Genomic DNA, 13,850 nt, shown 5'->3' with positions numbered 1-13,850 from the left:
ACCCCTCCTTGAAAAAAGGAGGGGAGCTATTCGAGACATTCGCTGCGCGAAACCCTCCACAAGTGGAGGGAGTTCAAGTTTATAATTCCGCTGCGCGTTCACTCTCTTCGAGAGGAAAGAGGTTTCAAATTTGAATTCTGCTTTGCATTCCTTCAACCTTTGACAGAAGGAGATGTAAGACCTATATTAGCTTTTGCAGGTAATATCCAGAAGAATGGATTTTTGGGTCACAGCTCCTGCCGAAGGCAGGAAGTCACCTGTGACTTCAAGGTGTTCCCCTCCTTTTTTCAAGGAGGGGTGCCCGGAGGGCGGGGTGGTCCTAGCAGTCACTCAAACTCACTCTCACCGCCAATCCGCCTTCCGAAGTTTCTTTATACTTCGAATTCATGTCTTTTGCTGTTTCCCACATAGTTTCGATGACCTTGTCAAGTGGAACTTTGGCGTGGATAAGATCTGCATCCAATGCCATTTCAGCGGCGTTAATGGCTTTGATGGCACCCATGGAATTTCTTTCGATACAGGGAATCTGAACGAGTCCGGCGATGGGGTCGCAGGTGAGGCCAAGGTGGTGTTCCATGGCAATCTCGCTGGCCATCATGACTTGTTCGGGAGTACCTCCCATAACTTCGGTTAAAGCTCCGGCGGCCATAGAGGAAGAAACACCAATTTCTGCCTGGCAACCTCCCATTGCGGCAGATATAGTTGCTCCTTTCTTGAATAAACTGCCAATTTCTCCGGCCACTAAAAGGAACTGCTTGATCTTTTCGAATCCGGCATCGTGATTTTCAATGGTGAGATAGTACATCAATACCGCTGGAATTACTCCGGCACTTCCATTTGTAGGTGCTGTTACTACGCGGCCTAAAGAGGCATTAACTTCATTTACCCCCAGGGCAAAGCAACTAACCCACTTCAGGATAGAACGGAATTTCACTTCGGTATTTCTTATGGCTTCAATCCATTCTTCCTTAGTGTCATATTTTGAATCCCCTATAAGTTTCTTATGAGAATCGGGAGCACGGCGGCGCACGTTCAATCCGCCGGGAAGAGTTCCTTCGGTGTGGCAGCCCAAATACATGGATTCCAGCATCACGTCCCACACAGCCTTTAATCCGGCGTCTATTTCTTCTTCGGTACGAAGGGATTTTTCATTTTCGTAAACTATTTCAGAGATCTTCTTGTTCTCCTGCTTACAAAATGCTGCCAGATCTGTTCCCTTTACAATAGGGAACGGAAATTCTTTGAACTTCTTTAGCTGCTTCTTGGCGTTTTTGCGTTCTTCCTTTACTACGAATCCGCCGCCGATGGAGTAGAAAGTGGAGGAGGTGGTTTTTCCTGAGGAAAGGAGGGCGGTGAATTTCATTCCGTTGGGATGGAACGGCAGGAATTTCCTATTAAAGACGATATCGTTTTCGAGGTCGAAGTCAATACTGCGTTCGCCATTCAGGTTAAGGCGGTGAAAAGTCCGGATGTTATTGATTTCAGGATCAATATTTTCTACGGGAACAGTGACAGGATCATAACCCAATAGACCCAGCACCGAAGCCAGATCTGTAGCGTGGCCTTTTCCGGTAAGGGAAAGAGACCCGTAAAGATTTACGGTTACCTTTTCGACCTGGTCAAATTTCCCCGATTGCTTTAATTCCCCGACCCATCTTTCGGCAGCCCGCCATGGACCCAGGGTATGTGAGCTGGAAGGACCAACTCCTATTTTAAGCATGTCAAAAACGCTGATACTCTCCATTCTCAATCTTTAGCGCGCAAAGGTAATAATCCATTCAGCATTTTCAGAATAAAAATCCTTGCCAAAATTTGTAGCATTTGCCGACCTTCAGGTGTCAAAAATGACATCCTGTCATATAATTTCTGCTGGCATAATGATTGACTTTAAGTGGTTGTTCAAAAAAAAATCAGAAATAATAAATAACAACCTATAGAATTATGAGTAAAATAATTGGAATCGACTTAGGTACTACCAACTCCTGTGTTGCCGTAATGGAAGGTAACGAGCCAACGGTAATACCTAACGCCGAAGGAAAAAGAACTACTCCTTCTGTAATTGCTTTTGTAGAAGGAGGCGAAATAAAAGTAGGGGATCCTGCAAAGCGCCAGGCTGTGACCAACCCGCAAAAAACTATTTCCTCTATCAAGAGGTTCATGGGTAACAAATATTCCGAAGTTTCTAAAGAAGCCGGAAGGGTTCCTTATAAAGTAGTAAAAGGTGATAATGATACTCCGCGTGTGGAGATCGACGGACGTAAGTATACTCCGCAGGAACTTTCTGCGATGGTGCTTCAGAAAATGAAGAAAACTGCCGAAGATTATCTTGGACAGGATGTTAATGAAGCCGTAATTACCGTACCGGCTTACTTTAATGACTCTCAGCGTCAGGCTACAAAAGAAGCCGGGGAGATTGCTGGTCTTAAAGTAAGACGTATTATTAACGAGCCAACTGCAGCTGCACTGGCTTACGGACTTGACAAAAAATCTCAGGATCAAAAGATTGCTGTTTATGACCTTGGTGGTGGTACCTTCGATATCTCTATCCTTGAATTAGGAGACGGAGTATTTGAAGTACTTTCTACAAATGGTGATACTCACCTTGGAGGTGATGATTTTGATGAGGTGATCATCGACTATCTTGCCGATACTTTCCAGAAAGCTGAGGATATCGACTTGAGAAAAGATCCTATGGCACTTCAGCGTTTGAAAGAAGCTGCAGAAAAAGCTAAAATTGAGCTTTCCTCTTCTTCTCAAACTGAAATTAACCTGCCATACGTAACTGCTACGGCTAGCGGACCTAAGCACCTTGTAGAAACTCTTACAAGATCTAAATTCGAGCAACTTGCCGATAACCTTGTGAAGCGTTCTATGGATCCGGTTCAAAAAGCACTTAGCGATGCAGGTCTTTCAAAAAGTGATATCGACGAGGTAATTCTTGTTGGTGGATCAACCCGTATTCCTAAGATCCAGGAAGAAGTTGAGAAGTTCTTTGGTAAGAAACCATCTAAAGGTGTAAACCCTGATGAGGTTGTGGCCATTGGTGCTGCGATCCAGGGTGGTGTATTGACAGGAGATGTGAAAGACGTATTGCTTCTAGATGTAACTCCGCTGTCTCTTGGTATTGAAACTATGGGAGGTGTAATGACTAAACTTATCGAGTCTAACACAACTATCCCAACTAAGAAATCACAGGTATTCTCTACTGCGGCCGACAATCAGCCATCTGTTGAGATCCACGTGTTACAGGGTGAGCGCCCAATGGCTGCCGATAACAAAACTATTGGTAGATTCCACCTTGACGGAATTCCACCGGCACCAAGAGGAACACCTCAAATTGAAGTGACCTTTGACATTGATGCTAACGGTATTATCAAAGTAAGCGCTACAGATAAAGCTACCGGTAAATCTCAGGATATTAGAATCGAGGCCTCTTCCGGTCTTACCGAAGAAGAGATCCAAAAGATGAAGCAGGAAGCTGAAGCGAATGCTGAAAGCGATAAAAAAGCCAAAGAAAAAGTAGATAAGCTGAATGAAGCTGATGCTATGATCTTCCAGACTGAAAAGCAGCTGAAAGAATTTGGAGATAAACTTTCTGATGATAAGAAGAAGCCAATCGAAGATGCTTTGGAAGAGCTGAAGAAAGCTTATGAAACTAAAGAAGTAGAAACTATTCAGCCGGCATTGGATAAAATCAATGAGGCATGGAAAGTCGCTTCTGAAGAAATGTACAAAGCACAAGCCGAAGCCGGCGGACAACCTGGTGGCCCTGAAGGTGGACCTGGAGCGGGAGCTCAGGGTTCAACCGGAGGACAAGCCGGAGGTGACGCCAAGCAAGGTGACGATGTAGAAGACGTTGACTTCGAAGAAGTAAAATAAACCCCTGCCTGCCGGCAGGCAGGTTTCTAACCTCCCCTTAGTGAGGGAGGATTTTGGAGAGAATATAAAAGCGCTGTCAAATTTGGCAGCGCTTTTTTGTTTTAGGATAATTTAGAGCAGCACCTTTTTAAAATGGAGAAGAGCTAGTGTCTCTTTTATGACTGACTAAGGAAGAAGTACTCTATGTTTTGAATAAATTGTCACCTTATTTGATGCAATACGCAACCTTTTATGGATTTTGAGTCATCTTAGTAAAAGCCGACATGAAAAAAATAACCTTTACGTTGTTTCTATATACAATTTTGGTCTCCTGCAGTGGTAGTGATGATGAAGTAATAGACAGCTCAGCATTAATATTGCAAAATGCATGTACGGGAGAAAATCCTGTAGAACTTGAGTGGTTTCAAAATTTAATAGCAGAGCTGGGGTGCGGAGAATACTCCTGTAGAGTTTCTATTCTAAAAACAACTTACGAGGGAGAGACAGTTTTTTATAAACAGGTGACAGATCCACTTTGCAATGCTGTAAATGAAATAGACCTGTATAATTGTAAAGGGGAAATAATTGAAGAATTCGATCCCGAAGAGAGCAGGGAATTTATAAATAACCGGGGAAGTGAGGCAGAGGAAATTTTCTTTTGTAATGAATAGATCCTGAAACCGGTTCAGGATGACGGCACTTAGAAAGTCTTTAATCTTGGCTCTTGGCTCTTGATTCTTGTCTCTTGTCTCTTGATTCCTGGCTCTTGGTTCTTGCCTTTTGCCTTTTGCCTTTTGTTTCTAACAGCCGGAGCGGTCAGCAAAACACTATTCCTCCACAAGTCTACCAATCACATCCTTATTCACCTCATGCCCTCCATCAAAAGGAATAAAATTCAAATTCTTCGGAAATAATTCCCTGATCCTTTTTTCCTCCGACTCCAGAAATTCTTTGTTGACAAAGGGATCTTCAGTTCCATAGACGAAGGAGATCTGTGTTTCTTTTAAAAAGATAAAATCTTCCGGCTTAAGTTCTTTGGGTAAGCGACCGGAATTCAGGATGAGCTTGGAGCAATTGATCTGGCGCCGGGCGATCCAGCGGGTGACGATGGAGACGCCCTGGGAGTAGCCGAAAAGGATTAGGTTTTTGGCATTTTTGAGACCTTCCTGTTCGTATAGTTCATCCAGGTATGCCAGCACGTTCTGTATCTCCAGTTCAGTATTTTCACGGGTTGCCCAGGAGGCGCCAACGTGCTCATATTTTTCGTTGAGATAGTATTTTGAAGGCGCCTGTGGCGCGATTATATAATTCTTCTCCTGGGTAAGGTGGCGAAAGTATTTTAGAAAATAGCGACTTAGGTAACCAATTCCGTGGAAAACCACCCAGACGTTTTCAGTTTTGTCAGTGAAAGCATTTAATGTGCTATAGGTATTTGTGGTGCGATAAGAAACCTGCTTTTCATCCATATTATCGGGTGGTTTTGTACTTTTACAAAGAAACCAATCTATTTGCTATGACCAAAGAGGAAATTCTTGAGCTGTCGAAGAAAGTATCGAAGAACACGCTCATGGAAACTCTTGATATTGAATTTACTGAAGTGGGGGAGGATTACCTGGTGGCCAAAATGCCTGTGACCTCTAAAGTTCATCAACCAGACGGAGTATTACACGGCGGTGCTACCGTTGCGCTGGCCGAAAGCGTGGGCAGTCTTGCCAGTTATGTCTTTTTGAACACAGATGAGTTTTTCGTCCGCGGGATCGAGATCTCTGCCAATCATTTAAAAAGTATTTCTGAAGGTTTTGTTTATGCAAAAGCTACATATCTTCATAAAGGCCGCACCACACAACTCTGGAACATCAGGATCACCGATGAAGCTGAAAACCTGATTTCTGTAGTGAAGCTTACGACCATTACACTTCCGAAAAAGAAAACCAATGCCTGAAGCCGATTTTTTTCAAAAACTGGAGGCTCAGTATTTGCAAAACCTGCCTTTTGTGGCTTATCGTAAGCCTGTCATAGGGAGAAGTTCAGGAGAAGTAACAGCTTTTTTACAACAGGACGACCAGTTAATTTATACTGAAGACTTCAGCGAAAGCGGGTTTGTTTTTGCCCCTTTTGACACCTCAGAAATAAAAGCTATTCTTTTTCCTGAAAATGCTTCGGAAAATTTCATTTTTGAGCAGGTAGTTTCTGAAGGATTTCCGACTCCCGTTACCTTTCAAAAAAGGCAAAATCCGGAAGAAAAAAGGTCGGTTCATGTTGAGCTGGTGAAGAAAGCAGTTGAGGCTTTAAAAGCCGGAGAAATGGAGAAGGTGGTGCTCTCCCGGAAGGAAATGGTGAAACTGGATGATCCTAATCCGCTGAAGCTGTTCAATGAATTGCTTAAAACTTATTCCGCAGCTTTTGTCTATTGCTGGTTTCACCCGAAGGTCGGCTGCTGGCTTGGCGCAACGCCGGAAACGCTGCTGAAAATTGAAGGCAGTCGCTTTAAAACCATGGCCCTGGCCGGTACGCAGAAATATTCTGGAACCATCGACGTAAACTGGGGCGAAAAGGAGCAGCAGGAGCAGCAATTTGTGACTGACTCCATTGTGGAGAGCCTAAAATCTTCGAGTGTGGAAGATCTGGTAATATCAGATCCTCATACCGCCAGGGCAGGAAATCTTTTGCACCTGAGGACGGACATTATAGGGAAAATTTCAAATTCCAGGAACGAAATTCCAAATTTTAGTATTAAAAATATAGTATCTGCCCTTCATCCAACTCCGGCGGTATGCGGACTTCCGAAGGAAAAAGCAAAAGAATTCATTCTTTCAGAAGAAAATTATAAGAGGGAATTCTACACGGGATTTCTTGGAGAAATTAATGTTCAGAAAAATGTACAGCGAAGTCGAACAAGAAGAAATGTAGAAAACCTCGCTTATAGAGCGGTAAAAATAGAAACCGATCTTTACGTAAATCTCCGCTGTATGAAGATTGAAGAAGAAAAGGCGGTGCTGTTTGTTGGCGGAGGGATCACCAAAGATTCCGTGGCCGAAGATGAGTGGCAGGAGACGGTGAATAAGGCGGAGACGATGAAAAGAGTGCTGTTTAAGTAAATTCTTAAATTTGGATAAAAATATATTTTCCGTTTAAGATTAGACCTCACAGGTTTCCAAAACCTGTGAGGTCTTGTTGCGGAGGAAAAACCTTTGAAATTTGAAACACCCAAATATACCGGTCGCAAGATCTATAGTCGCACTATGTGAAGCCAAGGGAATTCATCATGTGGTGATCTCTCCCGGCTCCAGAAATGCGCCATTGACCAACGGATTCGTACATCATCCAAATATTAAAACCTACAGCGTAGTCGACGAACGCTGTGCTGCTTTTGTGGCTATTGGTATGGCGCAGCAACTGCAGAAACCGGTAGCGGTGGTCTGCACTTCCGGATCGGCATTGCTCAACTATTATCCGGCAGTGGCGGAGGCTTTTTACAGCGACATTCCGCTCGTTGTGATCTCTGCTGATAGGCCAATCGAGCGCATAGATATTGGCGACGGACAAACTATTCGTCAAAAGAACATTTTTGAGAACCATATTTTGTACTCGGCTAATCTGCATTCTGAATTGGTTTTGGAGAATGAGGCCACTGATAAAAAACTTCAGCAGAAGCAGTTTGAATCTCAGAAGCATAACGAGCGGGAGATCAATCTGGCCCTAAACAAAGCGGTAGAGGAGAAGGGGCCGGTGCATATAAACGTGCCGTTCTACGAGCCGCTCTATGGAACTGTTGAGGATGTGGAGGTGAATCCTATCCAGATACTTCCGGAGATCATTGAAAGAACCTACTCAAAAAAGCAGTTGAAAGCTTATGCCGATCTTTGGAACAAGGCTGCGAGAAAAATGGTGATCATTGGGGTTTCTCCGCCAAATGCAGTGGAGCAGGAGTTTTTAGATCGTTTGGCTAATGATCCTTCTGTCATTGTTTTTACTGAAACTACCTCCAATGTGCACCAGGAAAACTTCTTCACTCGAATTGATACCATTGTAGGTCCCATTGAAAAAGATGAGAACCGGGAGCAGCTCTTTGACAATCTGCAGCCGGAAATTCTCCTCACCTTCGGAGGAATGATCGTTTCCAAAAAGATCAAGGCCTTTCTTCGGAATTATCAACCGAAACAGCATTGGCATGTGGATCCAAAAAAGGCATATAATACCTTCTTTTGTCTGAATAAGCATTTCGAAACTTCGGTCAATTCGTTTTTCGGTCAGTTCTTGCCGCTTACCGGGATTTCAGAAAGTAATTATGCCGAGTACTGGCAGGAGGTAAGGAGCAGGAGGAAAGTGAAGCATGAGGATTACATGGGAAGGATTCCTTATTCAGATCTTAAGGCTATGCAGCTTATTTGTCCGGCAGTGCCCGAAAATTACATTCTTCACCTCGGCAATAGTTCTGTTATAAGATATGCCCAGCTCTTTAGATGGAAAGAAAGCCTGAAGATCTACTGTAACCGCGGGACCAGCGGGATTGACGGCAGTATTTCGACTTCGGTAGGGGCTGCGATGATCTCAAAAGAGCCGGTGTTGATGGTCACAGGAGATCTCAGCTTTTTCTACGACAGCAATGCATTGTGGAACAAAAATATTCCGAATAATTTCAGGATCATTATACTCAATAACCAGGGTGGCGGAATTTTCAGGATACTCCCGGGGGAAAAGAACACTGAAACTTTTGACAAGTATTTTGAGACAGTACATGATCTCAATGCTAAACCGGTTTGTGACCTGTACGGTTTTGAATATACTTCAGCTAAAACTTCCGAAGAAATAGAACAACAATTAAACAGCTTTTTTGACACTTCAGAAAAGCCGAAGGTTCTGGAGATCTTCACTCCGCGAAAAGTAAATGATGAGGTGTTGCTGGAATATTTCAGCTTCGTGAAATAGCCATTTATTATAAGTAACTTTGCCAAAAATTTGATTTTATGCTTGCCATTGGAGAATATCACACCCTCAAGATCGATCGCGATACAGAACCCGGACTTTTTCTTAAAGATGATGACGGGAATGAGGTATTGTTACCGAATAAATACAAACCAGCGACTTTTGAAATTGGGGATGAAATAAAAGTTTTCGTTTATCTGGATCACGAGGAGCGACCGGTGGCAACAACCTTGAGACCTTTTGTAAAGCTGGATGAATTTGGCTTTTTGAAATGTGTAGAGGTGAGTGAAATTGGTGCTTTTATGGATTGGGGACTTGAAAAACATCTTTTTGTGCCCTTTAAGGAACAGGCAGTAAAGATGCGCCAGGGAGAGCGCTATCTCATTTTCTGCTATCTCGACGAACTTACAGACAGGTTGGTTGGATCAAGTAAAGTAGATGCCTTCCTTGATAACTCCCAGTTAACGGTGGAAGCATACGAAGAGGTGGATTTGATCATTGCCAATCCAACTGAACTTGGCTGGAATGTGATTGTCAATGAGATCCATAAAGGACTGCTGTACAAGGATGATGTATTTCAAAAATTGCACGTAGGTGACAGACTTAAAGGATTTGTAAAGAAAACCCGCCCCGACGGGAAAATTGATATCACATTGCAACGTCCCGGATATCGTAGTATTGAACCTAATGCTCAGGAACTTCTAACGCTGCTTGAAATAAAAGGAGGTTTTTTACCGCTCACAGATAAATCTTCTCCACAAGAAGTTCAAAAAGAGGTGCAAATGAGCAAAAAGAGCTTTAAGCGTGCATTAGGAAACCTTTACAAACAACGGAAGGTCGAGATAAAGGAAAACGGAATTTATCTCAATTAAGGGCTGTAATAGACGTTAGGGGAAATATATCCTCTTCCGGAATAAGGTGAATAATTGCGCCGGAACAGCGGGGTCTGCATTTCTTCATAAGCAGGAATTTTCTTTTGTCCGGTATAAATATCGAAGTTTGAACTGCGGTCGCGCATCCTAATGTCGTTGGTGATCTCAATGAGGGCCTTTTCCCCGGTGCTCACATCTGGCATTGGGGAATCGAGATCAACTGAGCCCTTCTCCTTTTCGTAGCGTTTTCTTTCCATCATCGCAATAAGGTTCACCTGTCTTTTAACCTCTTTCCTGGTAAAATCTACTTCTCTAATAGTAAATTCTCTTTCCGGAAGCTGGGGCAAAGGCAAAGCAAGACTCGGTCTTACCTCCTTCAAACCTATTGTGATCTCCTCAAATGGCGAAAATTCCAGTTGCTTAAAGACTTCACTGTACCCAGCATCGGCAGAAAATTCCTGAGCATACCCGCTTACACCAAAAAGGATCAAAGAAAGAAGGAAGAGTTTTTTCATATTTAGTGTTTGTGGCTAAGAATCAAAAACCGTACAAATTTAATAAAGGCGATGCCTGCTCTTGATTTTTTCTATTGTAAATGCGTTTTAAGCTATGGCCAGGTTAAATCTTTGAAGACTAAATTAAACTATTATTTTTGCTGCTAACAATAAAACCTTCTTTATGAAAAAAGTATTATGCGTGGTATTTCTGATGTTTATGGGATTTCAGTCTCAGGCTCAGGTAAAAAATGACGTTCAGAAAAAAGCCGTTGAACTAATTAAAATGACTTCGGGCCAACAATTCGATATTATACTGGAACCTATCGTCAAAATGATGCCCGAAGAAAATAGAGAGGCATTTAAAAAGGAAATGATGACAAGCCTGGAAGATATTTACACCAAATTGGCTCAGGTATATATTGAAGAATTCACAGAAGCTGAAATTGATGAGATTCTTGCTTTTTATCAAACTCCGGTAGGGGAAAAGATGAGGGCCATTACTCCAGAGCTTACCAGAAAAGGTATGGAAATAGGTCAGCAGTGGGGGCAGGAGCTGCAGCCTATAATGATGAAATACATGCAGCAGTAAATGTTTGCCATATTTTTAGAAAAGTCCGTCCTCTAACGACGGACTTTTTTATTGGCCTTTCTTGTGGGAAAACCATATTTTTACTGAAATTAACTTACTATGACTACTATTAATTGGCAAACGGCTAAAGAATACGAAGATATTACCTATAAAAAGAGCAATGGAGTTGCGCGAATAGCTTTTAACCGACCTGAAGTGCGTAATGCCTTTAGGCCAAAAACTACCAGTGAGCTGTATGATGCTTTTTACGATGCTCAGGAAGATACATCTATTGGAGTAGTGCTTCTTTCTGCTGAAGGACCTTCTCCTAAGGACGGGGTTTACAGCTTTTGCAGCGGGGGAGATCAAAGAGCCCGGGGGCATCAGGGATATGTAGGCGAGGACGGTATGCATCGGTTAAACATCCTGGAAGTGCAGCGATTAATAAGGTTCATGCCTAAAGCAGTTATTGCCGTTGTTCCGGGTTGGGCTGTAGGTGGCGGCCACAGTCTTCATGTGGTTTGTGACCTTACATTGGCCAGTAAAGAACATGCTATCTTTAAGCAGACCGATGCCGATGTAACCAGCTTCGATGGCGGGTACGGTTCAGCTTACCTCGCGAAAATGGTGGGGCAAAAAAAAGCCCGGGAGATCTTCTTTTTAGGAAGGAATTATTCGGCTCAGGAAGCTTTTGAAATGGGGATGGTCAATGCCGTTGTACCGCACGATGAATTGGAAAATACAGCTTACGAATGGGCGCAGGAGATCCTTGCAAAGTCTCCAACTTCTATCAAGATGTTGAAATTCGCGATGAACCTAACAGACGATGGTATGGTAGGGCAACAAGTCTTTGCCGGAGAAGCAACCCGGTTGGCCTATATGACCGATGAAGCAAAAGAAGGGCGTAATGCCTTTTTAGAAAAGAGAAAACCAAACTTCGATAAGAAATGGATTCCTTAGAAGCAGAGCGATTCTCTAACTTTCAGCTGGAGGTAGAATCCCTTCCAAAGCTTGAGGAGGTAAAACTGCAACCGATCTCCAGGAAGTACCTGGTGAAATTGCAGGTGGGAACAGTTACTTCTTTCCTGTTCTTCACAATTGGGCTTGTAGTGGCATTTTATTTTTCACCTCCACAGGTCCACAAGTGGCTTTGGTGGGGAGTGGCTTTCCTGGCAGTTATCCTTGCATGGACATTTTTTAACAATGTCATGTATATTAGGAGAAGTGGTTATGGTTTAAGGGAGCAGGATATTATTTTCAAGAGAGGCTTTTTATTTGAACGCACTACTGTTGTTCCTTTCAACAGGATTCAGCATGTTTCGGTTGAACGTTCCTTTTTGGATAAAATGCTGAATATTGCCACTGTAAAAGTATTTACAGCGGGGGGATCTGGAAGTGATATCAGCGTTCCCGGTCTTGATCCTGCAACAGCTACCTCTGTAAAAGAGGAAATTTCTTCCCGAATCTATAAACATGCCTGATTTCAGTTTTGCACAGCCTCAACGGCAATCTGTAGTAGGTCTCGTCCTAATATTTGCTACCTCTCTTTACCACATAGCCCGAAACCTTTGGGTTATGGTGATCTACTTTGCTATTGGAGAATTTAGTCCCCGAACCCTTTTTTTGGCGGGTGCTGCGCTCATCCTTATCCTTTTACTGAGTCTCGCCTATAGCATTCTTTATTTTCTGAATTTCAAATTCCACATCGATGAAAAGAAGGAGGAGTTTGTGCTCCAAAAAGGCGTTTTTTCAACTGATACTATCAACCTTCCTTTCAGGAAGATCCAGCAGGTAAACTTTAAAAGAAATATTCTACAGAGGGTTATTGGGGTCTATAGCGTAGTTGTGGAAACTGCCGGAAGTCAGGAAAAAGAAGTGGAGATTAGAGCCCTTAGTCAGGAGAAGGCGAATTCCCTTGCTGAAAAATTAATGGCACATGCCGAAGAAGAAAGAAAACAGCCACAGGAGGAAGAAGAATGCGTTGTGGAATCTGAAGACTATATTACTTCTAAAGCTGTTCCAGAATGGGAGCATAAGGTTAGCCTCTTCACCCTTTTTAAACTGGGTTTAACCTCCAATTATTTACGGGGAGTTGGGATCATAATAGCTTTTTATTTTACACTTAGAGAGCAGTTTATGTTCAATGAGGAACTATCCTCTCAACTCGGGGAGCCAGAAATGTTTTGGGCTCAGGGGAAATTCATGCTTATCATCTTTCTTCTTTTAGTAGGAATGATTATTACTGTTGGGGAAACGGTCATTAAATATTTTGATCTGCATTTAAAAAAGTTCAGGGATACTTTGCAGGTAGAAATGGGACTTAGAAATAATACAAGAGTAAATCTTCGTGCCAGTAGAATTCAGCTTTTACAGGTACTCACAAATCCTATTCAGCAAAAAATGGACCTTTATCAGGTTAAAATTTCATTGGCCAGCAGTGAAAATGACCTGGAAAAGAATCAGATTAAAGTAGTTGGCTTACCTCCAGATGTTGTGTCCCAAGTCAAAAAGTATTTCTACAAAAGCAGTATAGAGGAGGATTTTTTCATTCTGCCAAGCAAATTCTTATTGTGGCGTAAGATCTCCAGAGGAATGATTCCTCTGGTAATTATTTCAGGCCTTTTATTTTTTTATGCTCAACTCATCACAGTCGCCTGGTTTGCAGCCATTGCATTTGTATATATTCTTTTGGTTGCAACATATAATTACTTCTACTTTAGAAAATTAAAATTGGGGATTTCCAGGGATTTTCTCATTAAACACTCCGGTGTTTGGCTACAGAAGGAGGAGTATCTGGAGATGTTCAGGTTGCAGTCGGTTTCTATGAGTCAGCCATTGTGGTACAGGAGAAGGGGACTTATTAACCTTACTTTTCACTCAGCCGGAGGGGATGTGCACTTTCCCATGGTGTATAAATCCCGGGTGCAGCCTTTGATCAACTACCTGCTCTTCAAAATTGAAAGTACAAATAGGCCCTGGATGTAATTTCTTTGAACATTCACCCCTCAAAAATGCCTTTTTTTACTGGTCTTCTTCCGTAAATGTAAAAAATCTTCAGGATTTACAATAATTACAAGTAACTGAAAATAAATGAGTTAAAACTATGAATAATATCTCGAAATTCCTTTA

At 42.5% G+C, this 13,850-nt stretch carries 13 protein-coding genes; 10 read left to right on the top strand and 3 right to left on the bottom strand.

Going from position 1 to position 13,850, the window contains the following annotated elements; all coding sequences use genetic code 11:
- Window positions 1–319 precede the first annotated feature (319 nt).
- Entirely contained in the window at window positions 320–1,744 is a 1,425-nt protein-coding gene (locus VR862_RS01965; protein ID WP_324719261.1) for an L-serine ammonia-lyase, read from the bottom strand.
- Between the two features lie 197 nt (window positions 1,745–1,941).
- Here VR862_RS01965 and dnaK point away from each other — a divergent pair, with 197 nt between their 5' ends.
- Both dnaK and VR862_RS01955 read left to right on the top strand, forming a co-directional pair.
- Window positions 1,942–3,879, top strand: a complete 1,938-nt coding sequence (gene dnaK, locus VR862_RS01960; RefSeq protein WP_324719260.1) for a molecular chaperone DnaK — start codon at window positions 1,942–1,944, stop codon at window positions 3,877–3,879.
- Window positions 3,880–4,142: 263 nt separating this feature from the next.
- Complete coding sequence (locus VR862_RS01955) at window positions 4,143–4,529, top strand: hypothetical protein (RefSeq protein ID WP_324719259.1); 387 nt, start codon at window positions 4,143–4,145, stop codon at window positions 4,527–4,529.
- A gap of 156 nt (window positions 4,530–4,685) precedes the next feature.
- Here VR862_RS01955 and VR862_RS01950 read toward each other — a convergent pair whose 3' ends face one another.
- A complete protein-coding gene (locus VR862_RS01950; protein ID WP_324719258.1) occupies window positions 4,686–5,324 on the bottom strand; it encodes an alpha/beta hydrolase in 639 nt (212 codons plus the stop codon).
- A gap of 47 nt (window positions 5,325–5,371) precedes the next feature.
- Here VR862_RS01950 and VR862_RS01945 point away from each other — a divergent pair, with 47 nt between their 5' ends.
- The 4 genes from VR862_RS01945 (at window position 5,372) to VR862_RS01930 (ending at window position 9,656) form a co-directional block, all read left to right on the top strand.
- Window positions 5,372–5,800, top strand: a complete 429-nt coding sequence (locus VR862_RS01945) for a PaaI family thioesterase (protein ID WP_324719257.1) — start codon at window positions 5,372–5,374, stop codon at window positions 5,798–5,800.
- Entirely contained in the window at window positions 5,793–6,956 is a 1,164-nt protein-coding gene (locus VR862_RS01940) for a chorismate-binding protein (protein ID WP_324719256.1), read from the top strand. Before VR862_RS01945 ends, VR862_RS01940 begins: the two co-directional genes overlap by 8 nt.
- 100 nt (window positions 6,957–7,056) lie before the next feature.
- Entirely contained in the window at window positions 7,057–8,787 is a 1,731-nt protein-coding gene (gene menD / locus VR862_RS01935) for a 2-succinyl-5-enolpyruvyl-6-hydroxy-3-cyclohexene-1-carboxylic-acid synthase (RefSeq protein WP_324719255.1), read from the top strand.
- Between the two features lie 38 nt (window positions 8,788–8,825).
- Window positions 8,826–9,656 carry a CvfB family protein gene (locus tag VR862_RS01930; RefSeq protein ID WP_324719254.1) on the top strand — a complete coding sequence of 277 codons (831 nt, stop codon included), beginning with the start codon at window positions 8,826–8,828 and terminating at the stop codon, window positions 9,654–9,656.
- Here the strand turns inward: VR862_RS01930 and VR862_RS01925 are convergent.
- On the bottom strand, window positions 9,653–10,171 hold the full coding sequence (locus VR862_RS01925) for a hypothetical protein (RefSeq protein WP_324719253.1): 519 nt from the start codon (window positions 10,169–10,171) through the stop codon (window positions 9,653–9,655). The genes VR862_RS01930 and VR862_RS01925 overlap by 4 nt on opposite strands.
- Window positions 10,172–10,334: 163 nt before the next feature.
- Between VR862_RS01925 and VR862_RS01920 the strand changes: the two genes are divergently transcribed.
- The 4 genes from VR862_RS01920 to VR862_RS01905 all read left to right on the top strand — a co-directional run bounded on the left by VR862_RS01920 (window position 10,335) and on the right by VR862_RS01905 (window position 13,706).
- Entirely contained in the window at window positions 10,335–10,742 is a 408-nt protein-coding gene (locus tag VR862_RS01920) for a DUF2059 domain-containing protein (RefSeq protein WP_324719252.1), read from the top strand.
- Between the two features lie 99 nt (window positions 10,743–10,841).
- Entirely contained in the window at window positions 10,842–11,681 is an 840-nt protein-coding gene (locus VR862_RS01915) for a 1,4-dihydroxy-2-naphthoyl-CoA synthase (RefSeq protein WP_324719251.1), read from the top strand.
- The gene (locus tag VR862_RS01910) at window positions 11,669–12,202 is read left to right on the top strand and encodes a PH domain-containing protein (RefSeq protein ID WP_324719250.1); all 534 of its coding nucleotides are present in this window, start codon (window positions 11,669–11,671) and stop codon (window positions 12,200–12,202) included. The genes VR862_RS01915 and VR862_RS01910 overlap by 13 nt, the downstream gene beginning before the upstream one ends.
- Window positions 12,195–13,706 carry a PH domain-containing protein gene (locus VR862_RS01905; protein WP_324719249.1) on the top strand — a complete coding sequence of 504 codons (1,512 nt, stop codon included), beginning with the start codon at window positions 12,195–12,197 and terminating at the stop codon, window positions 13,704–13,706. The genes VR862_RS01910 and VR862_RS01905 overlap by 8 nt, the downstream gene beginning before the upstream one ends.
- The last annotated feature ends 144 nt before the right edge of the window (window positions 13,707–13,850 follow it).

Source organism: Salinimicrobium aquimaris (assembly GCF_035607535.1).
Taxonomy (GTDB): Bacteria; Bacteroidota; Bacteroidia; order Flavobacteriales; family Flavobacteriaceae; genus Salinimicrobium.
The sequence above is the reverse complement of the archived record's forward strand: the minus strand, read 5'-3'. Positions and strand labels throughout refer to the sequence as shown.